Below are 24,587 nucleotides of genomic sequence, written 5' to 3' on the forward strand. Positions count from 1 at the left end.
GTCGCCATGGCGCTCCTGGTCACCTCGACGATGGGGGCGGTCGCCGGACCGCCCAGCGCGGCGGCCGCGGCCGCCGACGACACCGGCAGCTTCACGACCTCGTTCGAGACCGGCGACCCCCAGCCGGCGTTCTCGGCCGTGGAGAACGGCCCCGACGGGCCGCGCCAGAAGAACGTCACCGGCACGGTCAGCGTCGACGGGAGCCTGCTCGGTCAGGTCACAGCCGTCACGGCCAGCGCCGAGAACTCGCCGGGCGAGGTGGCGGCCAACCTCGCCGACGCCAACCCGGACACCAAGTGGCTCGCCTTCGCCACGAGCGGCTGGGTGCGCTACCAGCTCGCCTCGCCGGCCAAGGTCGTGCGCTACTCGCTGACCTCCGCCAACGACTCGCCGGAACGCGACCCGAAGGGCTTCACGCTCCAAGGCTCGAGCGACGGCACGACGTGGACCGACCTCGACACCCGCAGCAACGTCGACTTCGCCGGCCGGTTCGCCAAGCAGGACTTCACGGTGGCGACGCCGGGCAGCTACGCCTACTACCGGCTCAACGTCACGGCCGTGCACTCCGGCAGCATCGTGCAGCTGGCCGACTGGGACATCTCCGACGGCTCCACCGGGACCGGTCCGGCGACGCCGATGGTGACCAAGGTCGGCTCGGGCCCGATCTCCGGCTTCAACATCAAGCCCCTCGTCGGCTGGACCGGCGTCAAGGCGCTGCGCTACTCCGGCGGTCACACCGCCGACGGCCGTGGCTACGCCTGGAACCGCCTCTTCGACGTCAACCTGCCGGTCAACCCGGCAACTCGACTGTCCTACAAGGTCTTCCCCGACATGGTCGCGGGTGACCTCACCTACCCGTCGACGTACAGCGCCCTCGACCTGCACTTCACCGACGGCACGTACCTGTCCGACCTCGAGGCCACGGACGCCAACGGCGTCGCCGCGAGCCCGAACGGCCAGGGCAAGGGCAAGATCCTCTACGCCAACCAGTGGAACGCCGTCTCCGTCGACGTCGGCACCGTCGCCGCCGGCAAGACGATCGACCGCATCCTCGTGGGCTACGACAACGACACCGCGAAGAAGGACACCCGCTTCGGCGGCTGGATCGACGACCTCGACGTCGCGGCGCACCCGGCCACGGTCGATGCGGCGGACCTGACGAACTTCGTCGACACGCGTCGGGGCACCAACGCCTCGGGCAGCTTCTCGCGCGGCAACAACCTGCCGATCAGCGCGCTGCCCAACGGCTTCACGTTCTTCACGCCGGTGACGAACGCGAACTCGCAGTCGTGGGAGTACTACTACCAGTCGGCCAACAACGCCTCGAACCTGCCGGTGATGCAGGGACTGGCGATCTCGCACGAGCCGAGCCCGTGGATGGGTGACCGCAACCAGCTCTCGGTCATGCCCTCGACGGCGACGGGCACCCCGACCGGCAGCGCGTCGGGTCGTGCCCTCACGTTCGACCACAAGACCGAGGTGGCCCGGCCCGACTACTACAAGGCCGTGCTCCAGGGTGGTCTCGTGTCGGAGATGGCGCCCGCCGACCACGGCGGTGTCTACCGGTTCACCTTCCCGTCCGGCACGACCAAGGGCAGCCTCGTCCTCGACACCATCGACGACAACGGCACCTTCACCGTCGACGCCGCGACCGGCACGGTGACCGGCTGGGTCGACAACGGGAGCGGCCTGTCCGCCGGCCGCAGCCGGATGTTCGTCTACGGCACCTTCGACCGGCCCGCCACGGCCGCCGGCACCGCCCCGAACGGGCACGCCGGCACGCGGTACGCCTCGTTCGACACGAGCAGCGACAAGACCGTCGTGCTCAAGCTCGCCACGTCGTTCATCTCGCTCGACCAGGCCAAGCGCAACCACGCGCTCGAGCTGGCGGCGCGCGACTTCGACGCCGTCCACGCCGCCGCCAACGCGGCGTGGAACCAGCGCCTCGGCGTCGTCGGCGTCAAGACCAACGCCGACACGAACGCCGACACGCAGCGCACGACGCTGTACTCGAACCTGTACCGGCTCAACCTCTACCCGAACAGCCAGTTCGAGAACACCGGCACGGCAGCGGCTCCGCACTACCAGTACGCGAGCCCCGTTGCGGCCAAGTCAGGTTCGGCCACCGCGACGACGACGAACGCCGCCGTCAAGGACGGCAAGATCTACGTCAACAACGGCTTCTGGGACACCTACCGGACCGTGTGGCCGGCCTACAGCCTCCTCTACCCGGAGGTCGCGGCCGAGATCGCCGACGGCTTCGTGCAGCAGTACCGCGACGGCGGCTGGATCGCCCGGTGGAGCTCGCCGGGCTACGCCGACCTCATGACCGGCACCAGCTCGGACGTCGCCTTCGCCGACGCGTACGTCAAGGGCGTCAAGCTCCCTGACCCGCTCGGCGCCTACGACGCCGCCGTGAAGAACGCGACGGTCCTGCCGACGTCGAGCGCCGTGGGCCGCAAGGGCCTCGACACCTCGATCTTCCTCGGCTACACGAGCACGAGCACGGGTGAGTCGGTGTCGTGGGGTCTCGAGGGCCTCGTCAACGACTTCGGCATCGGCAACATGGCCGCGAAGCTCGCCAAGGACCCGGCCACGCCGGCGAACCGGCGCGCCCAGCTGCAGGAGGAGTCGCAGTACTTCCTCGAGCGGGCCACGCACTACGTCAACGCCTTCAACCCGAAGGTCGGGTTCTTCCAGGGCCGCAAGCCCGACGGCAGCTTCCCGGCGACCTTCGACCCGGAGGCGTGGGGCGGCGACTACACCGAGACGAACGGCTGGAACTTCGCCTTCCACGCACCGCAGGACGGCACGGGCCTGGCCAACCTCTACGGCGGCCGCGACGCCCTGGCGACGAAGCTCGACACGTTCTTCGCGACGCCCGAGACGGCGACCAAGCCCGGCGGCTACGGCGGCACGATCCACGAGATGCTCGAGGCGCGTGACGTGCGGATGGGCCAGCTCGGCCAGTCCAACCAGGTCTCGCACCACATCGCGTACATGTACGACTGGACCGGCCAGCAGTTCAAGACGGCCGAGAAGGTCCGCGAGATCCTGCGCCGCCTCTACGTCGGCACCGACACCGGCCAGGGCTACCCCGGCGACGAGGACAACGGCGAGATGTCGGCGTGGTACGTCCTCTCCTCGCTCGGCCTCTACCCGCTGCAGGTCGGCTCGTCGCAGTGGGCCGTGGGCTCGCCGAAGTTCCAGCAGGTCACGGTGCACCGCACGCAGGGCGACCTCGTGGTCAACGCCCCGGGCAACTCGGAGAAGAACCTCTACGTCCAGGGCCTGACGGTCAACGGCCAGAAGCAGAAGTCGGTCTCGGTCGACCAGTCGCAGATCGCGGGCGCCTCGACGCTCGACTTCGCGATGGGTAGCACGCCGTCCGACTTCGGCGCCCGCGCCCAGGACGCCCCGCCGTCGCTGACGACGGGCACCGAGGCCCCGAAGCCGTTGCGCGACATGACCGGTCCCGGTCGTGGCACCGCCTCGGCCACCGGCCTCGCGTCGGGTGCCGACGCCGCGAAGCTGTTCGACGACACGTCGCGCACCTCGGCCGCGTTCGCCTCGGCGACGCCGACCGTGACGTTCGACCTGTCGGGCGTCGGGCAGCGGGCCACGTGGTACACGATCACCTCCGGCCCGGCCGCGGGTGACCCGTCCGCGTGGCGCGTCGAGGGCTCCAAAGACGGCGGCAAGACGTGGCGCACGCTCGACACGCGCACCGACCAGTCCTTCCCGTGGCGGGTGCAGACGCGTCCGTTCAAGCTGGCCGACAACGGCACGTACACCTCCTACCGGCTCGTCGTCACGGCGACCAAGGGGGCGGCCGCACCGAACCTCTCGGAGGTCGAGCTCCTCACCGACGGGTCGAAGGCCCAGAACACCGGCATCACGGTGACCGCCGGTCCCGCGTTCGAGACGTCCGAGGGCACCGCCTGGAGCGGCACCGTCGGCACCTTCTCCGGTGGCGTCGGCCAGGGCCAGGACCCGTCGGCCACGGCGAAGGCGACCATCGCCTGGGGCGACGGCTCGAGCTCGGAGGGCACCATCGCGGCCGGTGACCTCGGGTCGTTCACGATCCGCGGCAGCCACACGTGGGCCAAGCCCGGCTACTACCAGCCGAAGGTCACGGTGACGACGGCCAACGACAGCGGCTCCGCCCTCGGCGGCGCCACGGTCCACACGGCGACGGTGCCCTCGTACGCGGCGGGGTTCGACTCGGTGTGCTTCGGCAACGTCGGCGACTCCGTCCCGTGCGACGGCGACCGGGCGGGCCTGTCCCGTGAGGCGCTCGCCGACGCGGGCGGCGTGCCGGGCAAGCTGCTGACCGTCCCGGGCACCGACCTTCGCTACTCGATGCCGGGCATCCCGGTCGGGCAGAAGGACAACGCCACGGGCGCCGGCCAGACGCTCAAGGTGTCGCTCGCACCGGGTGCGACGAAGCTGTCGTTCATCGGCACGGCGACGCAGACGAACCAGGACGTCACCGCGACGGTCCACTTCACCGACGGCACGACCGCGCCCTACCGGGTGCAGTACGGCGACTGGTGCGGCTCGGCGCAGTTCGGCAACGTCGTGGCGCTCGAGATGGCCTACCGCCTCAACGGCACGAGCACGGACAGCTGCCACGCCAAGCTGTTCGCGACGACGCCGATGAGCATCCCGTCGGGCAAGACGGTCGATTCGGTGAGCCTGCCGACCCAGACCGGTGACCCGAAGTCGGCCGGCCGGATCCACGTGTTCGCCGTCGCCGACAACGGCTCGGCCATGCAGGTCACGCCGGGTGCCGACGCGTCGGCCCAGGCCGGTGCGGCCACCGACGTCACGCTCGGCACCGTGACCGGCGGTGTGCCGGACGGCACCTACCGGGCCCGGGTCCAGTGGGGCGACGGGTCCGTGACCGAGGACGCGACGGTCTCGGCACCCGGTGCCGACGGCGTCGCCACGATCAGCGGGAACCACACGTGGGCCTCGGCCGGCACCTACCCGGTGCGCGTGCTCGTGTCCGACTCCCGCTCCGACGTGCTGGGGACGCTGACGGTCACGGTGCGCTGACGCGACCGCCCCGCACGCCGGACCGACCGGCCCGCCGACAGCCACGAGCCGTCGGCGGGCCGGCCGCCGTCCGTGGCCCCTCGCGCAGGGTTCAGCTGGCGTCGAGGAAGGGCCGGACGACGGCGAGGAAGCCGTCGGGATCGGTGGCGTGGACGAGGTGCCCGGCGTCGACGCGGACGAGGCGTCCGGAGGGCAGCGTCCGGGCCAGCTCCTCGACGTGCTCGGCCGGCATCGGGCTCGACGGCCCACCCCACACGACGAGCGTCGGCGCGACGACCGACCGGGCGACGTCGGCCCAGCCGGGGTCGGGGTCGTCGATCTGCGCCCGCACCTGCAGCACCATCTCCCAGTCGAACCCGGGGTCGGCGTCGGGCCGGGCGGGCGGGTTCGGGGTGCGGGGGTGTGGCAGGGGCACGTCCTCGAGGACGAGCCGGCGCACACGCCGGGGCTCGGTGGCCGCGACGAGCAGGGCGACGAGCCCGCCCATGGAGTGGCCGACGACGTCGTAGACGTCAGTCTCGGCGAGGACCGGGAGGCTGCCGGCCACGGCGAGGGCGTCGCCCGCCATCTCCTCGAGCCGGTAGGAGCCCGGGCGGCTGCTGCCGGCGTGGCCCCGCGCGTCGAGCGCGACGACGGTCCGGTTGGCGCGCAGGTTCGCGGCGACCCGTGCCCAGTCGAGCGAGGACTCGCCCGTCGCGTGGAGCAGGAGCACCGGCGGCTCCGCGGGCGCGGCGGGAGCCGCGTCGGGAGACGCGTCGGAGCCCCGCCGCTCCCACGTGCGGACGAGCATGTCGGCCCCGTGCAGGGCGACGACGGCCGTGTCGCCGGGGTCGGTGGAGGTCACGCCCGAGTGTCCCGGGCGCCGACGTCAAGGTTGTGCTCGAAGTCCATGCGGTGCGTGCCGTCCTCGTCGATGCGCAGGTGCACGGTGCCCTCGATGCCGACCAGTGCGCCGGTGCCACTGCCCGGCACGATGAGGCCGTACTCGTGGGACCGGTCCGAGCCGCTCGTCGAGGCGGCGTGCACGAAGTTGAACGCCCCACGTCGTCTGCCGACGGCGCCCTCGAAGGACTCCATCGCGACGTACGTGCCCACCCCGGATCCCTGGTCGAAGGCCGACGTGAACTGCGTGACGCTGCGGCCGGCCACGTCGCCCGAGTACGTCTTGCGCATCCGGAGGTGTCCCGTCGGCAGGGCGGTCGTGATGTCCGGAACGAAGTCGGTGACGTCGAAGTCGGACGTCGTGAAGGTCGAGGTGCTCAGCATCGCTCGACCGTAGCGGCGTCAGAGAGCGCGCATGCGGTTGTTGCGAGGCTGGTGCTCCACCTCGGCGAGGCCGAGCTCCTCCAGCAGCGGTGGCAGGTACATGCCGACCCGTCCGCGGTAGCCCTTGCGCAGGCCGTACCACCCACCCACGGGGTTGGACTCCGACCGGGCCCACGCCTCCACGGTCCCGTCCTTCGCGGGCTTCTGCTCGTCGGCCGAGCCCAGGGGAACCCAGTCACCCTGCTCGCGCAGCCAGGCGTGGAGGTCCTCGACGACGCGGGCGTCGTAGGTCAGCCGCGTCGAGCCCACCTGGCAGACGAGCTGAGCCGGGGTGGCGGCGTCGTCGCGGTGCATCGTGTACTCGCCGGTGCCCGGCGGGGTGCGCAGGACCCAGGGGTCGTCGGTGGTTCCGGTCCCGCTCACGGTCGTCCTCCTCGGGCTGGTGGCATCGTCCTCACCTTTGTACTCCCGCGTACTCCAGCGGCGTCAGGAACGTGTCAAGACGGCGTCAGGGTGGCGCCCACACCCTCGCGCGCGCGCCTGCGCGGCGCGACCATGAAGTCATGACCACGGACACCAGGGACACGCTCCTCGACCGGTTCACCGCCCGACGCGGGCTCGTGCGCCTGCTCTCGGTGCTGCTGCCCGTCGCGGTCGGTGCGGGCCTCGCACTCGTGCGCTCGGGGATGGACCAGAGCACCGCGGCGATGGTCCTCGTGCTGCCCGTCGTCGCCGCATCGGCGACGGGCGACCGGGTCGCGGGAGTCCTCGCGGCGCTCGCCGCGGCGGGCAGCTTCGACTTCTTCCTCACCGAGCCGTACTACTCGTTCTCGATCCACCACCGCGATGACCTCGAGCTGGCCTTGGCCCTCGTCGTCGTCGGTCTGGCCGTGACCGAGGTGGCGCTGTGGGGCCGGCGCCAGCAGGCGGCGGCGCTGCGCCGCGACGGCTACATCCGTGGCCTGGCCCAGCTGCTCGACGCGCCGGCCGACTCGGGCGTCGACGAGCGGGCCGTCGCCATCGGGGCCGCGATCACCGAGGCGCTGGGCGCCGACCGCACCGAGTGGGTGGGCACGCACCCGCGCTGGAACGACGCCGTCGTGGGCCCTGACGGACGCGTCACGTCGGGCGGACGCGTGGTCCCGGTTCAGCGCGTCGGGCTGCCGACCGAGGCGTGGACCGCCCTGCCTGTCCGGCGCGGCGACCGCGTGCTCGGGCACTTCCGGGTGACCGCCGCGACGCGGGTCGTGCGCCCGAGCGCCGAGCAGCTGCGCGTCGCCGAGCTGCTCGCCGACCGGATGGCGGCGGTGGTCGAGGGTAGTGACCACACCGACGAGGCGGGCGACCGCGCCTGACGCCGTCGGTGCGCGGCGTCAGGCGCGGCTCCCCGCCCCTCAGTCGACCTGCGTGTAGAGGCTCTGCTCGACGGTGCCGAAGTACGGCCCGTACATGACGTCCTTCTCGCCGCGGTAGCCGAACGAGTTGAGCGAGTTCAGCTGGCCGCCCGTGATCCAGCCGCCGCCGGACGAGCCGCCGGTCATGCTGCAGGGCAGCCGGTTGTCGGTCGAGCCGCGGGTGTCCATCGTCGTCGGCCCGCTGCACTTCCAGAGGGTCTGGCCGTCGTAGGGGCTGGCCTGCGGGTAGCCGTACGCGTCGAAGGTGCGGCCGTACCCGAGGTTGAAGGCGATGGGGTAGGAGCCGCCGACGGTGGCAGAGAGGGTCCTGCCCGCGAGCGGGTTCATGACCGCGAAGCCGATGTCGTGGTTGAAGTCGCCACTCGCGCGCCACGCGTCCGTCGTCAGCAGCGAGGCTGCCGTGACCGTGCCGTACGGGCGGTTGCCGTTCTCGTACCTGGGCACGAAGGCGAAGTTCGTCACGTAGGCGCCGGGGCCCTCGTTGACGCAGTGGCCCGCCGTCGTGACGAGCGAGCCGCTCGAGCTCTGCGTGACCGTGCCGGAGCAGACGTAGTTGAGGCCCTTCTCGGTGAAGAAGACCTTGCCGAACAGCGGCGAGGCCGGCACCTGGACGGCCTGGGCTCCGCTCGTGCCGCCGCCGGGCTTGCCCTTGTTCGCGGTGCCCTTGTTCGCGACGTACGTGTTCTCGCGGGGGATCGCGCTCTTCATCCGTGCGGGCGTCCAGTACGCGAGGACGCGCTGCTGCTCGGCGGGCGTCGTCGCCGCGGCGTGCGGCGTCGGGCCGTGCGCGCGTCCGGCCCCGGACGCGGTGGCGACGGGAGCGGCGACGAGCGAGAGGACGAGGGCACCGGCGCCCAGGGCGCCGGCGAGGAGTGAGCTGGTCCTGCGCATGCAGCCTCCTTGGGAGGATCGGCCGCCGGACGGTCCCCCGAGGACGGCCCTTCCTGCACGGTACGGGCAGGAGTGCCCCTCTTGGGTCGGGTTTCGGTCAGAAAAGGGTCAGTCGACCCGGCCGCGCAGCCAGGCGATGTCGGCGGCCTGCGCGTCGGTGCCGCCGGGCGTCTCGCACACGACGGGGGCCTTCGCGGCCCGCACGACGTCGGCGAGCGCGTCGGCGTCGATGTGCCCGGAGCCGAAGTTCGTGTGCCGGTCGGCGCCGGAGTCGAACTCGTCGCGGGAGTCGTTGGCGTGCACGAGGTCGATGCGCCCGGTGATGGCGCGCACCTGGTCGACGACGCTGCCGAGGTCGTTGCCGCCGGCGTGCGCATGGCAGGTGTCGAGGCAGAAGCCGACGTTCTCGCTGCCCGACGCCTGGCCGATGGCGTCCCAGAGCCGCGCGATGGCCTCGAGCCGGCGGGCCATGGCGTTGTCGCCGCCCGCGGTGTTCTCGATGAGCAGCGGCACCGGCAGGTCGAGGCCGTCGATGCACTTGCGCCAGTTGTCGAAGCCCGTGGCGGCGTCCTCCTCGACCCCGAGGTGCCCGCCGTGGACGATGACGCCCTTGGCGCCGATCTCGGCGGCCGCCTTCAGGTGCTGCTGGAGCAGCTTGCGGCCCGGGATGCGGATGCGGTTGTTGAGGCTCGCGACGTTGATCGGGTACGGCGCGTGGACCCAGAGGTCGATGCCCGCGGCCGCGGCGTCGGGCTTGAGCGCCTCGGCGCCGCCGGCGTACCGGACGACCGGGCCCTTGTAGCTCTGCGGGTCGCCGAGGAACAGCTGCGAGAGCGAGGCGCCGCGGGCCTTCGCCTCCGCGATCGGGTCCTCCTGGTCGACGTGCGCACCGATGTGTAGGGCCATCCCCCGAGCGTAGGCCGTGGCACCGACGCGGGGTCGTGCGGGCCGATGCAGGTCGATGTCACACATCGGCGCCGTCGGGTGTCCACCTGTCGACGGACGATTTCCCACCCACAGGAGGACACGATGACCACCAGGATCCCGCCGAAGGAGATCACCGGACCCTACGGCGCCCTCGTCAAGCGGTTCAGCACGAAGATGTTCGGCAGCGTGCCCGAGTCGCTCGGGGTCATGTGGCACCACCAGCCGCTGCTGCGGGCGACGATGAGCCTGGGCCAGAAGATCCAGAAGGTGCACGAGTGCGACGAGGGCCTCAAGTCCTTCGCGCACATGGCCGTCGCCTCGATGCTCGGCTGCTCGTGGTGCCTCGACTTCAACTACTTCATGGCCTACAACAACGGCCTCGACGTCGAGAAGGCACGCGAGATCCCGCGGTGGCGCGAGTCCGAGGTGTTCTCGCCGCTGGAGCGCTCGGTCATGGAGTACGCGGAGGCGATGAGCCAGACCCCGCCCGAGCCGTCGGAGGAGCTCGTCGCGCACCTGCTGCGCGAGCTCGGCCCGGCGGGCCTCGTGGAGCTGACCACGGTCATCGGGTTCGCCAACCTCACGACGCGCTCGAACATCGCGCTCGGCATCGAGTCGGAGGGCTTCGCGGCCTCGTGCGGCTTGGCCCCGATGGCCCAGAGGGATCAGCCCGTGTCGAAATGACGGCCGGGTGATCGACGTGAGGGCATGACGACGATCACCGAGACCCAGAGCACCACCTCTGCCAGCACGCCGACGCGCCGCCAGTGGCTCGCGCTCGGCGTGCTGGCCCTGACCGCCCTGCTGCTGTCGCTCGACGTCAGCGTCCTCTATCTCGCGCTGCCAGAGCTGTCCGCCGACCTCGGCGCGAGCACGACGCAGCAGCTGTGGATGCTCGACATCTACAGCTTCGTCCTCGCCGGCTTCCTCGTGACGATGGGCGCGGTCGGCGACCGCATCGGGCGCAAGCGCCTCCTGCTCGTCGGCGCCGTCGCGTTCGGCGTCGCGAGCGCGTGCGCCGCGTACGCGAGCAGCCCCGGGCAGCTCATCTTCTGGCGCGCGGTCCTCGGCATCGCCGGCGCCACCCTCATGCCGTCGACGATGGGCCTCATCCGCACGATCTTCACCGACGAGAAGGCGATGATGGCGGCCATCGGCGTCTGGTACGCCTGCTTCATGGGCGGCATGGCCGTCGGCCCGCTCGTCGGCGGCGTCCTGCTCGCCCACTTCTGGTGGGGCTCGGCCTTCCTGCTCGGCGTGCCGTTCATGCTGCTGCTCGTCGTCGTCGGCCGACGCGTCCTGCCGGAGTCCGAGCGTCACGCCGGTGCCCGCGTCGACGTCGCCAGCTCGGTCCTCTCGCTCGCGACGATCCTTCCGGTCATCCACGGCTTCAAGGAGATCGCCCGCGGCGGCAGCGCCTCCCTCGCCGCGACGACGATCTCCGCGGGCCTGGTCATGGGCGTCCTGTTCGTCCGCCGCCAGCGCCGGATCGCCAACCCGCTCGTCGACCTCGCGCTCTTCCGCAGCCGCGCCTTCTCGGTGGCCCTGGCCGTCATGCTCGTCGGCGGTGTCGTCATGGCCGGGGTGTCGTTCCTCGGCTCGCAGTGGCTGCAGCTCGTCGCCGGCCTCTCACCGCTCGGGGCGGGCCTGTGGATGCTGCCGGCCAACCTCGCCCTCCTGCTCGGCTCGTCGACCTCGGCCCGCATCGCCGGTCGCCTCGGCACCGCCCGCAGCATGGCGTCGGGCCTGCTCCTCTGCGCCGCAGGCCTGGTGCTCTACACCCAGGTCGGCGCCGCGGCGGGCCTGGGCCTGCTCGTCTTCGGGATGTGCCTCACCTCGTTCGGGATCATGGTCCCCTCGACCCTGACGATGGGCGTCATGATGCAGTCCGCGCCGCCGGAGCGCGCGGGCTCGGTGGCCTCGATGTCCGAGACGTCCGCGGAGTTCGGGATCGCCGTCGGCGTCGCCGGCCTCGGCTCGCTCGCGACCTTCGTGTACCGCAGCCAGCTCGCGCCCTTCGCCGCCGACCACGCGTCGGAGGCCACGACGTCGGCGCTCGACTCCCTCGCCGGGGCGGTCCGGGCCGCGGCGACGCTGCCGGCCGACGCGGCGCGCGAGCTCGTCGCGGCCGCGCAGGACGCCTTCACGACGAGCCTCAACGTCGTGGCCGGTGTCGGTGCCGTGCTGTTCGTGGTCTGTGCGTTCTTTGCCCTCCGCGTCCTCCGGACCGCCTGAGGGCGGTCCACCACTCGACGGGTGGCGGTCACGGGCTCATGGCACCATGGGCGCCCGTGACCGCCCTCCTGCGCATCCTCGGCGTCGACCTGATGGCCCGGCTGGGCCGCCGCCTGCCCACCTCGGTGGCGCGGGCGCTGAGCGCGGCGATCCTCGTCGGCGCCAACCTCCTGCCGGTCTGGGCGGCGCTCGACGGCCGCCTCGGCATGGGCGACGTCCTGCTCGTCTACTGGTTCGAGAACGTCGTCGTCTGGTTCACCACCACAGTCAAGCTGCTGACCTCGACGCGTCGCCGCGACGCCTCGGGTGCGCATCCGGTCCGCGGCCCCGTGCCTCGTCGCCTCGAGGGCTGGCTCGCGGCGAAGTCGTGGGTCAGCGGCGACCCGGCCTGCGCGCTGTCCTTCGCGATGCACTTCGGCCTCTTCACGCTCGTGCACGGCGCCTTCACCGCGGTCATGGTCGGCGTCGTCGGGCTGCAGGGCGGCCTGCTCGACTGGGTCGCGACGGCCGGTGTCATCCTCCTGAGCCACCTCCTGTCGGTCGGGCTCAACTGGTTCGGACGCCGCGAGCGCGCCTCGGCCAACCCGGCGTGGGTCATCGTCGCGCCCTACCCGCGGATGCTCGCCCTGCACCTCACCGTGATCGGCGGCTTCTTCCTGATGGGCGGTGTCGACGGGCGCACGGCGCACGACGTCGCCGCGGTGGCGCTGCTCACGGGCGCCAAGACCGCCCTCGACGCCGTGCTGCACGTCGTCGAGCACGTCGTCCTCGCGCGGCGGGCGGCGAGGCGAGCCGAGGAGCGCGCAGTCCGCCGGGCGGCGCAGCGAGAGGCGGACCGCCGGGAGCGCGTGTCCGCCCCCTGACGCATCGCGGCGTCCGGATCCTGACCCGAGGTTGCATAAGTGAGCCTTATGGAGTCCATAATGCTTGCATGAGTTCCTCGCGCTTCCCTGCGGTCGTCGACGACGTCACGGTGCGGCTCATTGCCGCCGTCGTCCTCGTGGTCGGCTCGGTCGCCCTCGCGACCCAGCAGTGGTGGCTCTACGCCGTCCTGGCCGTCGACTTCACCCTGCGGGCCGCGCTCGGACCGAAGGCCAGTCCGGTGGCGCAGCTCGTCCAGCGGTGGATCCGACCCGCCGTCCGGGCGTCGAAGCAGCCGACCGCCGGTACGCCGAAGCGGTTCGCGGCGAGCATCGGTGCCGTCATGACGCTCGCCGCGACCGCGCTCTGGGTCGTCTCGCTCGCCACCGGCGCCTCGTGGGCGCTCGTCGGCGTCGTCGCGATCGGCGCGGTCATGGTGCTCTTCCCACTGCTCGAGTCGGCCTTCGGCATCTGTGTCGGCTGCATCCTCTTCTCCGGCCTCATGCGCCTGGGCGTCGTGCCCGAGGAGGTCTGCCTCGAGTGCGCCGACATCACCAAGCGGCGCGAGCGGATCCTCGCCGAGCGGGCCACGGCCGCCTGACGCGTCAGGCCCCTCAGACGGCAGACCCGGCAGCCGCGCGCAGCTTCCCCAGCAGCGGGCCGCGGCCTCGGAGAGGAACTCCTCCTGGGCGTCGCCGCCGACCTGGACGAGCGCGACGTCGGTGAAGCCGGCCTCCCAGTAGGTGCTGACCGCCTCGACGATCCGGTCGAGGTCGGGCCCGCACGGGATGGACTCCGCGACGTCTTCGGGGCGCACGAACTGGCTCGCGCCCTGGAACCCGGCCGACGTCGGCAGGTCGCTGTTGACCGACCACCCGCCACCGAACCACCGGAACTGGGCGTGCGCCCGCTCGATCGCCACCTTCTCGTCCGGGTCCCAGCAGATCGGGATCTGCCCGACGGCCTTGGCGCCCTGCCCGATCCGCGGCGCGCCGTCGGTGGCGTTCCACGTCGTCACGAGCTCGGCCTCGTGTGGCACGGTCATCGTCGCTGGGAAGCCGGACGACGAGGGAGAGACAACCTCCGTCCCCGATTCGCTCATCAAGCTCTATGAGCTGTGAGCAACCGCCCCACATCTGAACAAGGTGTGGGGCTTTACCTTTTGCCTGCCGGGGCCTTCTTCTTGGCTTCAGGAAGCAGCGTGACGCCACTGTTGAAGATCAGGGCTTGTGCTGCGCTGCTCAGTTCCTTCCCAGTGAAGCCCTCAGTCTCAAAGTGCTTGGTCATCTCCTCGATAACCTTTGTCTCAAGCTCGAGCCTGGCCTTTTGGTTCTTCGACTGGGCGACTTCCATCATGGTGGCGTGATGCTTGCCGATCATGGCCATGATGTGTGTGTGAGCCATACGGAGAGAACCCATCAGGGTGGCGATTGATCCCCCACATGCACCGATATAGATGAGCACTTCCAGAGGGCTATTCATCCGCATCGACATGATGGCCGGCGGCTGGCGCTTGCGAGTCGTGGTGAACTGAGCCAGTTCTACGACAATCCCCATGCCCTCAATGACGGCGGCGATCAGGCGTGGGCTTGAGAGTTGGTCTGATTTCCAAATAATCGCACCGTCGAACCCGTAGTTCCTATAAAGACGGGCTCTACCCGCAAAACTACTCGCACCGCGGCGACCTCTTGAGCGCTGCGCTGCCGCCTTGGTAGCTGAGACGGTGGCTCGTCGGTACTTGGCGGGCGTCTCGAAGGACGACATGCTCTGGCCCACGAGTCGATCGGTCGATGAGTAGCGGGCGGTATACGAGTCAGATGAGTTGCGCTTGCTGCCACCCTTCGCGCGGAAGTTGCCAGACGTACCGCTGGGCCGCTCGTCGCTCCCCTGATTCTCCGCCATGGGCGCACTGTATCAGCGGGGCAAGAAGAAGACCCGCACTTACGTAGCGGGTCAGTCACGGCCTCATGAGGCATCGCCGGATTGGGAAGGTGTCTTGCGACGTTGTATCTCCAGCTGAACAAGCGCATTGAACCTGAGCAAGCTGTCGATGTTGATGAGCGTGTTTTCCGACACCGTCTTGAGTTCATCGTCACTCAGCCGGCGCAAGTGAAACCGTTCGTCGCTGTTCGTGATCCTCAGAAATCGCGCTCGGCGGGCATCACTCGCACCACCTAATGAAGCGCGCGACGAACCACAACTTGATCCAGTTCATCTCACACTCCGCTCTCCGTAATCTCTTGACCGATAAGCAACTCGACCAACGCACGGGCGGTCCAGTTGTCGAGGCTGATCCCACTGTCATCGTGAGAAGCCAGGAGATCAGCGCACAGCTCGTACACGAGCGCGTCGTAGTGCTCCTTGCTCCGCGCCCTGACGCGAAGACGAGCGATCTCTTCTGAGTGGTCAGTCGTCCCACCAGAAGCGTTCGGCTTCTCGAGACGGCGGCTCATGGCCGTGGCGTCTCTCTGCGCATGTTCATCAGAACGATCTTGGCTTGCTCCGCCAGTGCCTCTAGCCGGTCCCGGTCTTCGTTACTGGTGGCGTCCGGCTCCTGGTATGTGTTGAGCGCAGCATTGCCAACGTCCATGCTTCACGGTTAGTCATCATCCCTCTCAAGGTTCAGGCAAAAGCCGAATGCCATTACTGCCCTTAGTTGTGAATGATGAGCACAAGTATTGCAATAGAACAAAGCCCCCGCGGGCATCTGGCACCGCGGGGGCATTTGATTAATATCATTAATCAGCCTCCCCGTCGAAACATGACGATCAACTGAGCGACCGCCACTAGCAACTGAAGACTTGCAATCGCAACTACTACCATATTTCTCCTCACCTCTTCCGGGTAGATGTGGAACCATTTCCACGTTGATACAATTATCCACCCATTCCTTTCCTAAAGCAAAATTCGCACGCGACTCTTTACAAATGCCAGCCCGTATGCATAAATGTTTGCAGAGAAGAGGCAAAAAAGAGCCTCTCCTCGCCAGCGATCAAACCAACGAAGGGAGAAGCTCTACATCCAGATTAACACGCACGAAGCAAATCATTATCGGCTCTCCACCGTGTTCTTGAGAATCGCCGGATCGGCAGTGATAGCCACTCAGACAGCCCTGACTGGCGCAGAAGAAGTGCCGCCGCTCGTGCAGCAAGTCGACGATCACGAGACTCGCATTGACTCGCTAGTGACTCAGCAAGCTGCGACTTAGGGCAAGGTCGAGCAGAACACAACGGCGATCCATTCGCTGCAACAATCGGCCTCTCAGAACACAACCACGAGCGGCAGTTCGGCACCATCAGCAACCACGCAGAACGTGAGCGCGCCAAGCAATACAAGCACAACGGAAGCTCAGCCAACATCAGCACCCACACCCGTGCCGGTTGTAGATCCACGAACGATCATGGCTGTCAGCGTGTCGGTACAAGGCGGCTTCCGGGCCTGCGACTACACGCTCTACGCAGCTCGTGAAGACTCAGCGCAGGGCATAGTGATGCAGCCAGCGGACGTGCCGTGCATGGCTGTCGGCGAAGTACTCCCCGTGATGTAGGTACATAAAGTTGTTCAGTCGACACCGTCAGAGATGGCGGTGCTTTTTATGCCAACCACTTCCCCGCCGGTCCCCGTTGCGTTTAATTTCTGCAACACCCACCACTGATGGACCACTCTCGACGCCGGGGAAGGGGATACCCGCCACCCCTGTTAGACGTGGTGCAAGGCGTCGGGGAAGGGGTGCGGCCACCCAGCACCCCTCCGGCATCAAAACCTGTGGGGTTGGTCCGTTCGACTAGGATCCCGCCCATGGCACCCGAGGCGAGGAACAAAGTCTTCATCAGCTGGTCAGGCAGCCCATCGAAGGAGATCGCTGGTGCGCTGCACAGTTGGCTTGATGAGGTCCTTGACCACGTCAGCCCCTGGGTCTCAGACATCGACATCGAAGCCGGATCGTGGGATCGCCGACATCGAGGAGGCGTTGAAGGAGGCCAAGGCTGGCATCGTGGTTGTCACTAAACACACGATGGAGCGCCCGTGGATCAACTTTGAGGCCGGCGCTCTGTCCAAGGTTGTCGGTGACGATCCGAAGAACCGGGTCATCCCGTTGCTCGTCGGCTTCGACAAGACCACTGACCTTCTTGGCCCGCTCAGCATCCTGCAGGCGGTGCCTTTTGATGAGGACGGTATGAGGCGCGTGCTCCGCAGCCTCTACTCAGCGTTCGGTATGCCTGACAAGTCGGCATCACGCATCAAGGCATACTGGCCGGAACTTAAGAAGGCAGTCGACGACATTCTAGAGACGCATCCGATTTCGCCTGCCGGCCAGACGATCATCCTTGAAGAGGGTGTCATCCAGAAAGTGGCCGACCTTGGTCGAAGCACCGAGTCCGTCCTCGATGAGGTCTTGGCAATCGTTCGCGGCATCAGGGACAAGGAAGCCGGACCTGAGCGACAGGGTGTGTACTGGGGCGGTGCTGGATATTGGGGAGATGCGACTAGCCAGGCCGGTTCTCCTGCGGATGGAGTCAGCGACATCGTCCGCCGCGCACAGGACTGGGCGCATGTAAACAACTTCCACGTCATCTTCGAGGGATACGAGATAGAGACCATGGTGGACCTCGAGGGCTACTTCATGGACGTTGTTATCTGGGTCAACGCTGAAGTAGATACTGGCACGATTGACAGATACAACAAGCGGTTCCGCGAGTACATGCAGAATCCAACCGCATCAATCATTCCATTCAGCCAGGCAAAGGATCGACAGATCTAGGCCATGACCCGCGCGGACAGCCAGGCAGTTGTCACTCAATCAACCCCTTCACCAGATCTGCGTGGGCCGCATCCAAGAAGGCTCGATCATCAACGCCCGATGCCTTATTGAGGTCGAGGAACTTGCCGTACGCCTCCTTCATGGTCGTATCTTGTGAACAGGTGGGACCTTGTCCGACGGCTAGGCAATCGAACATGTCGGCGGCACGCGCCATTGAGTTCCATGCCGCGCTGGACTTCTTGGCGACGCCAGACGGCCCCACCATATAGATATTTCCAGAGTCCGAACTTGCCTTAACCTTGAGGCCGTCGATTTGTTTCTTCAAGGAAGTCCATTGTGGATCATTCACGGCCCATCTCTTGTTATTGGCTAGGATGACTACCAGCGCTTCGACTTCTAGCGTTCCGATCTGCCCCAAGTCAGCCTCGAACTCCGCATAGTACTTCCGCTTATCCTCGTACAGCGCCTGGAAGCGAGATTGATCGATATTTGCATCGAGCTGAGGCTTTAGGAGCCAGAACGTCGTCAAGGGGCCAGCCACCACGGCGACAAGCGCAACCGAGGCGGAGAACATGGCGATCTGCGTCAACCGGCGATCGTTCTTCTGATCGACGGTGAGGCGCTTTGCCATGATTTGTCCCTCCCCGACGCTTCGAAATTTCGTGAACGGTAGCACTCAACGTTGACCTGTGACAGCATTCATGCATAACTACTTGCATATGACATCAACAGGCGACGGATCAGGCGAACAATAGGCGAATGCAGGCAGGAAACTGCTAACTAACGGCGTTGATCCAAACGTTGGAGCCGGTACGCGCTTCCAGCCTGGGCAGTCTGGCAACCCCAAGGGTCGGCCAAAGGGCAAGTCTCTTAGCGCGACCATCCAGGAGATGCTGGACGACGAGCACGTCATCGAGAAGCTGAGCGAGAAAATCAAGGATAAGACGAAGCTTCCCGATCCTGAGTTCCAAGGCACCCCGATGCGTGCCATGATCGCCACCGCTCTGATCGAGGCCATGGACCCCAGCATCAAGCCGGCGGCCCGCAGCGCGGCTCGCGACTTCATCGGCAAGTTCGGCTGCGGCACGGAGGTGGACGTCACCTCCAAGGGCCAGCGGATCACGGACTCCCCAAGATCATCAGCGTCATAACCCGAGACCAGACGATGCTGCAGCTCAAGCCGAAGCAAACTGAGGTCATCGAGGCGCCCAACGACCCGGTCGTCGCGGTGACACGGCGTTGTCCAAGGTTTGGCGCAGCGCCGCCGGAAGGTCGTACAGGGTCTGTCCACAGTTGTGTACAACCTTGTGGACGACGAGGACCCCTGGGTCGGGCGGGGTCAGTCAGCCGGCGGGGTGGCGCAGCAGGAACGAGCGGATCGCCTCGCGCGGTCGCCCGCGCAGCTCCGCGCCGTGGGTGAAGGCCGCGACCTCGTAGTCGAGCTCGGCGAGCCGGTGGGCCGTCTCCTGCGTCATCCGGAAGTCGGTGCAGAACGCCTTGATCGGCCAGCGCAGGCCCAGGACGTTGAAGATCGCGTCGCCCGTCACGAGGACGCCGGTCGCCTCGTGGAGCAGCGACACGTGCCCCGGTGAGTGGCCCGGCGTGTGCACGACGCGGACGCCGCCCGCGATCGGCAGCACCTCGCCGTCGCTCATCTCGTGTTCGACCGGCACCGGCGTGAAGTCCTTCCCGGGCCGGGAGAGGCGGTCGAAGAGCCGCCCCAGCAGGAAGCGGCGGTCGCGCGGCGGGGAGGAGCCCTCGGCGGCGTACGCGGCGTCGTCGTGGTGCACGGTGAAGGCGCGGCCCGTGGCCTCGGCGACGTGGGCCGCGCCTCCCGCGTGGTCGGGGTGGGCGTGCGTCAGCAGCAGCCGCGTCACGTCGGACGGACCGGCGCCGATCGCCGCGAGCGCCGCGATGACCTTCGGCCCGCTCCGCGCGATGCCCATGTCGACGAGCGTCACCTGCCCGTCGTCGTCGCGGAAGGCGAACCCGTTGACGAGGTCACGCACGAGGGGGATGCGCCAGACGCCCGGCGCGAGCGGAACCACGAGGTCGCGGGCCATGCGTCGAGCCTAGCCACGCGAGTGGGTACGGGGGCCGTACGAGACAGTCACGGACCCCAGGAGGTCGCATGGTCACGCACCAGAAGAAGGTCGCCTTCCTCGTCGCGAGCGAGGGCATCGAGCAGGTCGAGCTGACCGAGCCGTGGAAGGCCGTGACCGACGCCGGACACGACGCCGTGCTCGTCAGCCCCGACCCCGGGCAGGTCCAGATGTTCAACCACCTCGACAAGGCCGACACCAAGGACGTCGACGTCACCGTCGCCGACGCGTCGGTCGACGACTACGACGCGCTCGTTCTGCCCGGCGGCGTCGCCAACCCGGACGCGCTGCGCACCGATGCCGACGCGGTGTCCTTCGTCCGCGACTTCGTCGCCTCGGGCAAGCCGGTCGCCGCGATCTGCCACGCCCCGTGGACCCTCGTCGAGGCTGGGGTTCTCTCGGGTCGGCGGCTGACGTCGTGGCCGAGCGTGCAGACCGACGTCCGCAACGCCGGCGGCGACTGGGTCGACGAGTCGCTCGTCATCGACGGCAACCTCATCACCAGCCGCAAGCCCGACGACCTACCCGACTTCTGCGGCGCCGTCGTCGAGGCGCTCGAGCACGGGGCGGCGGCCCGCTCGGCCTGAGCCGCCCTGCGCCTCAGCCGAACCCGTCAGCCAAACCCGTGGCGTGCGAGCGGGTGCACGAGTTCGCGCTCCTCGTAGGCCAGGTGCGACAGGAGGGTGTCGGTGAGCAGGTCGAGGGCGCGCTCGACCTCGTCGAGGGCTTGGGGCCCGCCCGGCCCCGACGCGTCGGTGCCGACGAGCGCGACGAGCGCGTCGTCGACCTGCTCGAGCACGTCGGCGATGACGTGGTGCTCCTGCTCGAGGCGGTCCAGCACCGGGGCGAGGTCGGGCTGCGCGCGCCGCAGATGGGTGAAGATGCTGACGTCCTCGAGCGTGTGGTGACCGGTGACGAGGCGGCAGTAGGACTCGCAGTAGGTGCCGAGCGTCCAGTTGTTCTGGCGCAGCGCCATCGTGTTGACGACTGAGCGTGCCGCCCCGACCGACAGCGCGCCGCGACGGACCTGGCCGACGAGGTCGCGGACCTGCGCGAGCTCCTGGCGCAGGTGGTCGTGCACGTCGACGAGGTGCTGGGGCACGCCCTGCTCGTGCGGCGTGTAGACGGCGCCCGCCGGCACCGGCGCCGTGGGCCGGTCGTCCTCGCGCCACGGCATCGACGTCGACAGGCGGGTGCCGTCGTCGGGTGTCGGCCGGACGGCGAGCGGGTGGGCGTCGGGCAGCGGGCGCGACGGCGCGGAGGGTGGCGTCTGCTCGGGCACGGGCGTGCCGGACGCGCGTCGGGCGCGCTCGGCGTCGACGTGCTCTCGCACCGCCGGCGCCACCTCCAGGGCGAACCGGCGGACCGTGTCGGGGTCGTCGGCCCCGAGGACGAAAGTGCTCGTGCCGTGCTCGAGCGTCAGGCCGGCCAGCTGCTCGGCCCAGTCGTCAGGGGTGCCCTGCAGCAGGCCGCCGCCACGGCCGAACGTGCCGAAGACGTTGTACATGCGGCGCACCGCCTGCGGTCCGCGCCCGGCCCGGTCGGCGGCCTCGTCGATGACGGCGTTCATCGCCGGCAGGTCGTCGGGTGATGCGTGGCCGAGGCTGGGCAGCCACCCGTCGGCGAGGCGCCCGGTGACCCGGAGCATGCGCGGCTTGTAGGCGCCGAGCCAGATCTCGACGTCGTGCACGGGGGCGGGCCCCACGTGCAGACCCTTGACCCGGTAGTGCTCGCCCTCGACGCTGACCGACCGGGCGCCGGCGTGCTCGGGGTCCTGCCCCCACACGCCGCGGATGACGGCGACCGCCTCGACGAGCGCGTCGACAGCCTCCTTCGGCGTGCGGCGCTCGCCGCCGGCCGCGACGACGGCGTCCCAGAACGCGCCGGTGCCGAGGCCCAGCTCGACGCGTCCGCCGCTGAGCCGGTCGAGGGTCGCGACGGAGCGCGCGAGGACGACCGGCGGGCGCAGTGGCAGGTTCGCGACGTTCGGCGCGACGCGGACGGCGCTCGTGCGCGCGGCGATGACCGAGAGCAGGGTCCACGTGTCGAGGTGGCCGCCGTTGTACGGGTGGTCCTGCACGGTGACGAGGTCGAGGCCGACGACGTCGGCGAGCAGGGCCAGCTCGAGCGTCGCGTCGGCGCGGGCGGCGTCGGGGCTGGGGAACAGCCCGAACTGCAGCTCGTGCCCGTAGTCGGTCATGGGTTCATCACAGCACGGCCCGTCACAGCACGGCTCGAGGGCCTACGCTCCGGGGCATGAACGGGGACGACGCTGCCGTCGAGGCCTTGCGGGCGCTCATCCGGATCCCGACGGTCTCGAGCTGGTACCGCGACGAGGAGGACCGCGACGCGTTCGAGGCGCTCCTCACCGAGCTGGCGTCGCGGTTCCCACGGCTGCACGCCGCGTGCGACGTCGAGCGGATCGCCGGAGACGCGCTGCTGGTGCGGTGGCACGGACGGACGCCGGAAGCCCCTGTCGTCCTCATGGCCCACCTCGACGTCGTGCCGGTCGGTGACGAGTCGGCCTGGACCCACCCACCGTTCGCGGCCGAGCTGGACGGCGGGTTCGTCTGGGGCCGTGGGGCCCTCGACTGCAAGGGCTCGCTCGTGGCGGTGTGCAGCGCTGTCGAACAGCTGCTCGCCGAAGGAGTCGTGCCAGGGCGTGACGTGTGGCTGTCCTTCGGGTGCAACGAGGAGGTGTCCGGCGGCGCCGCCAAGGAGGCGGTCCGGCTGCTGCGCGAGCGCGGGGTCGAGCCGTGGCTCGTGCTCGACGAGGGCGGCGCCATCGTCCAGGGGGCGCTGCCGGGTGTGGCGGCGCAGACCGCCGTCATCGGCACCACCGAGAAGGGCACCGTCGACGTCGAGCTCGTCGCCCGCGGCGACGGCGGGCACGCGTCGGCACCGAAACGGATGGGTGCCACGGCCCGGATCGCCCGAGCCGTCCTGCGCCTCGAGCGTCGACCGTTCCCCGCCCGCCTGCCCGACCCCACCGTCGACATGCTCGAGCGCCTGGCGCCGCACGCGTCCGGCCCGTACGCCCGTGTCTTCGCCCGGGCGCGCCGGCTGCGGCCCGTGCTCGGACGGGTGCTGCCCCGGCTCGGCCACGAGCCCGCCGCCATGGCCCGCACGACGACGGCCGTGACGCAGCTGTCCGGGTCGCCTGGCGCCAACGTCATCGCGGCCGAGGCGCGAGCCCACGTCAACATGCGGGTCATGGTCGGCGAGACCGTCGACAGCGCCATCGAGCGCGTCCGGAGGGTCGTGCATGACCCGAACATCGACGTGGTCCTCGTCAGCGGCGACGACCCGAGCCCCGTGTCACCCACCGACGACGACGCGTACCGCCTCCTCGAGTCGACGCTCGCCGACGTCTTCCCCGGCGTCGTGCCCGTCCCCTACGTCATGCTCGCGGCCACCGACGCGCGCCACTTCCACCGCGTGTGGCCGCGCGTCTACCGGTTCACGCCGTTCCGGATGAGCGCGGAGCAGCGTGGGGCGATCCACGGCGTCGACGAACGCATCGGCGTCGGCGACTTCCTCGACGGCGTCCGCTGGTACCGCCGGCTCCTCGAGAGCCTCTGAGCGCGAAGGAAACCCGAACCCCATGAGCGAACGCACCACGGGGCGGCCGGCACTCGACGCCGCCGCCCGCGCCCTCGCCGACAGCCCGATCGCCAAGGTCGTCGGCTTCCTCGTCTGCGTCGAGATCGCGAGCGGCGTGCTCCAGGGCTATTACACGCCGATCTTCACCGACATCGCACGGCACCTGTCGATCCACGACGCCGACGTCAACTGGTTCGAGGCCGCCCAGCTCATCGTGTCGGCGCTCGTCGTGCCGCTCCTCGCGCGGCTCGGCGACCTCGTCGGCCACCGCAAGGTCCTCCTCGGCTCGACGGTCGTCACGGCCGTCGCCTCGTGGGGCGTCGCGTTCGCCCCGACCTTCGGCACGTTCCTCGTCGCGTGGGCGATCCAGGGGTTCTACGTCGTGTGGCTGCCGATGGAGGTCGCGATCATCCACCGTCGCACCGGGGGAGCGGAGCCTCGCGTCCGCGGCGCGGCCGGCGTGCTCGTCGCAGCGCTCGAGCTCGGCGTCATCGCCGGCGCCTTGACGAGCGGCGCGCTCGCTGAGTCCCTCGGCATGACAGGCCTGCTCGCCCTACCGGCCGTCGTCGTCACCCTGGCGATCGTCGCGGTGTGGCTCGGCGTCGAGGACGTGCCCGGGCTGGGCGAGGGCCGCATCCACTGGCGGGCGTTCGGCCTGCTGACGTTGGCCCTCGGCCTCGTCATGGCCGGACTCGTCCTGATGCGTGTGCAGGGCCCGGGGTCGGTGCTGCCGTGGGTCGTCATGGTGCTCGGGCTGCTCACGCTCGTGCCGTACGCGCGGGTCGAGCTCGCCTGCGCGTGGCCGCTCGTCGACCTGCGGGTCCTCCGGGCGCGCGGCCAGTGGCCGGTGCAGGCGACGGCCTTCCTCTTCGGGGTGTCGGTGCTCGGGGCGCAGATCCCGTTGTCGACGTTCGCCCGCACCGACCCCGCCGTCACCGGCTACGGCCTCGGCGCGTCGGCCGGCAAGGTGTCGATCATCATCGGCGGGTACGTGCTCTCCCTCGCCGTCGGGGCGTTGTTGCTCCACGTCCTCGGTGGGAGGGTCGGCACCCGGGTCGCGCTCGTCGTGGCCGCCGGCTTCGTCGCCGTCGGCTACCTGCTCTTCCTGCCGTTCCACGACACCCTCGCCCAGACGATGACGAACATGGTCGTCGCCGGTCTCGGCTCGGGCGCGCTCGTCGCAGGGCTCCCGACGGCCGCTGCGGCACAGGCACCCCCGACCCACACCGGACTGACCACCGGCATGACGAACACGACGAAGACCATCGGCGGCGCCTTCGCGTCGAGCACCTTCGCCATCGCCCTGGCCAGCACCGGCACGGTCGACGCCGGGGCCACCGGGCACGCGTCACTCGCCGGCTACATGACGGTGTGGGCCATCTGCGGCGTCACGGCGCTCGTCGCTGCCGTCTTCCTCGCGACCGTGCACGCCACCGACGCGCGTCGAGCGGTGGTGTGATGGAC

The 24,587-nt window shown here is 69.3% G+C and carries 20 protein-coding genes; 11 read left to right on the forward strand and 9 right to left on the reverse strand.

Annotation, left to right across the window (positions count from 1 at the left end; all coding sequences use genetic code 11):
• The first annotated feature begins 6 nt into the window (after positions 1–6).
• Entirely contained in the window at positions 7–5,061 is a 5,055-nt protein-coding gene (locus RY076_RS02855) for a GH92 family glycosyl hydrolase (RefSeq protein ID WP_323095964.1), read from the forward strand.
• A 91-nt stretch (positions 5,062–5,152) separates the two neighbouring features.
• On the opposite strand, the gene RY076_RS02860 is transcribed toward RY076_RS02855, so the two are convergent.
• From RY076_RS02860 to RY076_RS02870, 3 genes are read right to left on the reverse strand one after another with little or no spacing between them, the layout of a single operon-like run.
• Entirely contained in the window at positions 5,153–5,905 is a 753-nt protein-coding gene (locus RY076_RS02860; protein ID WP_323095966.1) for an alpha/beta fold hydrolase, read from the reverse strand.
• Complete coding sequence (locus tag RY076_RS02865) at positions 5,902–6,327, reverse strand: DUF3224 domain-containing protein (RefSeq protein WP_323095968.1); 426 nt, start codon at positions 6,325–6,327, stop codon at positions 5,902–5,904. Before RY076_RS02865 ends, RY076_RS02860 begins: the two co-directional genes overlap by 4 nt.
• Positions 6,328–6,345: 18 nt before the next feature.
• A complete protein-coding gene (locus RY076_RS02870; protein ID WP_323095969.1) occupies positions 6,346–6,750 on the reverse strand; it encodes a DUF6855 family protein in 405 nt (134 codons plus the stop codon).
• 140 nt (positions 6,751–6,890) lie between these two features.
• On the opposite strand from RY076_RS02870, the gene RY076_RS02875 reads away from it, so the two are divergent.
• Positions 6,891–7,682: a DUF4118 domain-containing protein gene (locus RY076_RS02875; protein WP_323095970.1), complete on the forward strand. Its 792-nt coding sequence runs from the start codon at positions 6,891–6,893 to the stop codon at positions 7,680–7,682.
• A 39-nt stretch (positions 7,683–7,721) separates the two neighbouring features.
• On the opposite strand, the gene RY076_RS02880 is transcribed toward RY076_RS02875, so the two are convergent.
• Together RY076_RS02880 and RY076_RS02885 are read right to left on the reverse strand one after the other, a co-directional pair.
• Positions 7,722–8,633: a trypsin-like serine peptidase gene (locus RY076_RS02880; RefSeq protein WP_323095972.1), complete on the reverse strand. Its 912-nt coding sequence runs from the start codon at positions 8,631–8,633 to the stop codon at positions 7,722–7,724.
• A 108-nt stretch (positions 8,634–8,741) separates the two neighbouring features.
• The gene (locus RY076_RS02885; RefSeq protein ID WP_323095974.1) at positions 8,742–9,539 is read right to left on the reverse strand and encodes a deoxyribonuclease IV; all 798 of its coding nucleotides are present in this window, start codon (positions 9,537–9,539) and stop codon (positions 8,742–8,744) included.
• Positions 9,540–9,662: 123 nt separating this feature from the next.
• Here RY076_RS02885 and RY076_RS02890 point away from each other — a divergent pair, with 123 nt between their 5' ends.
• From RY076_RS02890 to RY076_RS02905, 4 genes are all read left to right on the forward strand, one after another.
• Entirely contained in the window at positions 9,663–10,244 is a 582-nt protein-coding gene (locus tag RY076_RS02890; RefSeq protein ID WP_323095976.1) for a carboxymuconolactone decarboxylase family protein, read from the forward strand.
• Positions 10,245–10,268: 24 nt separating this feature from the next.
• Positions 10,269–11,795 carry an MFS transporter gene (locus RY076_RS02895; RefSeq protein WP_323095978.1) on the forward strand — a complete coding sequence of 509 codons (1,527 nt, stop codon included), beginning with the start codon at positions 10,269–10,271 and terminating at the stop codon, positions 11,793–11,795.
• A gap of 56 nt (positions 11,796–11,851) precedes the next feature.
• Positions 11,852–12,658 (forward strand): DUF6498-containing protein, encoded by an 807-nt coding sequence (locus tag RY076_RS02900; RefSeq protein ID WP_323095980.1) that lies wholly within the window; start codon positions 11,852–11,854, stop codon positions 12,656–12,658.
• A gap of 68 nt (positions 12,659–12,726) precedes the next feature.
• Positions 12,727–13,257: a DUF4395 domain-containing protein gene (locus RY076_RS02905; protein ID WP_323095982.1), complete on the forward strand. Its 531-nt coding sequence runs from the start codon at positions 12,727–12,729 to the stop codon at positions 13,255–13,257.
• Between the two features lie 554 nt (positions 13,258–13,811).
• On the opposite strand, the gene RY076_RS02910 is transcribed toward RY076_RS02905, so the two are convergent.
• Positions 13,812–14,558 (reverse strand): hypothetical protein, encoded by a 747-nt coding sequence (locus tag RY076_RS02910; protein WP_323095984.1) that lies wholly within the window; start codon positions 14,556–14,558, stop codon positions 13,812–13,814.
• 1,984 nt (positions 14,559–16,542) lie between these two features.
• Here RY076_RS02910 and RY076_RS02915 point away from each other — a divergent pair.
• Positions 16,543–17,418 (forward strand): hypothetical protein, encoded by an 876-nt coding sequence (locus tag RY076_RS02915; protein WP_323095986.1) that lies wholly within the window; start codon positions 16,543–16,545, stop codon positions 17,416–17,418.
• A 31-nt stretch (positions 17,419–17,449) separates the two neighbouring features.
• Here the strand turns inward: RY076_RS02915 and RY076_RS02920 are convergent, their stop codons facing one another.
• Positions 17,450–18,049, reverse strand: coding sequence for a hypothetical protein (locus RY076_RS02920; protein WP_323095987.1), 600 nt, complete (start codon positions 18,047–18,049; stop codon positions 17,450–17,452).
• A gap of 142 nt (positions 18,050–18,191) precedes the next feature.
• Between RY076_RS02920 and RY076_RS02925 the strand changes: the two genes are divergently transcribed.
• Positions 18,192–18,569, forward strand: coding sequence for a DUF5681 domain-containing protein (locus RY076_RS02925; RefSeq protein WP_323096386.1), 378 nt, complete (start codon positions 18,192–18,194; stop codon positions 18,567–18,569).
• 192 nt (positions 18,570–18,761) lie between these two features.
• Here RY076_RS02925 and RY076_RS02930 read toward each other — a convergent pair whose 3' ends face one another.
• Positions 18,762–19,481, reverse strand: a complete 720-nt coding sequence (locus tag RY076_RS02930; protein WP_323095988.1) for an MBL fold metallo-hydrolase — start codon at positions 19,479–19,481, stop codon at positions 18,762–18,764.
• A gap of 68 nt (positions 19,482–19,549) precedes the next feature.
• On the opposite strand from RY076_RS02930, the gene RY076_RS02935 reads away from it, so the two are divergent.
• Positions 19,550–20,107, forward strand: coding sequence for a type 1 glutamine amidotransferase domain-containing protein (locus tag RY076_RS02935; protein ID WP_323095989.1), 558 nt, complete (start codon positions 19,550–19,552; stop codon positions 20,105–20,107).
• A gap of 26 nt (positions 20,108–20,133) precedes the next feature.
• Here the strand turns inward: RY076_RS02935 and RY076_RS02940 are convergent, their stop codons facing one another.
• Entirely contained in the window at positions 20,134–21,720 is a 1,587-nt protein-coding gene (locus RY076_RS02940; RefSeq protein ID WP_323095991.1) for an LLM class flavin-dependent oxidoreductase, read from the reverse strand.
• Between the two features lie 56 nt (positions 21,721–21,776).
• Between RY076_RS02940 and RY076_RS02945 the strand changes: the two genes are divergently transcribed.
• Together RY076_RS02945 and RY076_RS02950 are read left to right on the forward strand one after the other, a co-directional pair.
• Entirely contained in the window at positions 21,777–23,102 is a 1,326-nt protein-coding gene (locus tag RY076_RS02945; protein ID WP_323095992.1) for a M20/M25/M40 family metallo-hydrolase, read from the forward strand.
• 22 nt (positions 23,103–23,124) lie between these two features.
• Positions 23,125–24,582, forward strand: coding sequence for an MFS transporter (locus RY076_RS02950; protein WP_323095993.1), 1,458 nt, complete (start codon positions 23,125–23,127; stop codon positions 24,580–24,582).
• Positions 24,583–24,587: the final 5 nt, after the last annotated feature.

This window comes from Intrasporangium zincisolvens (genome assembly GCF_034724055.1).
Taxonomy (GTDB): Bacteria; Actinomycetota; Actinomycetes; order Actinomycetales; family Dermatophilaceae; genus Monashia; species Monashia zincisolvens.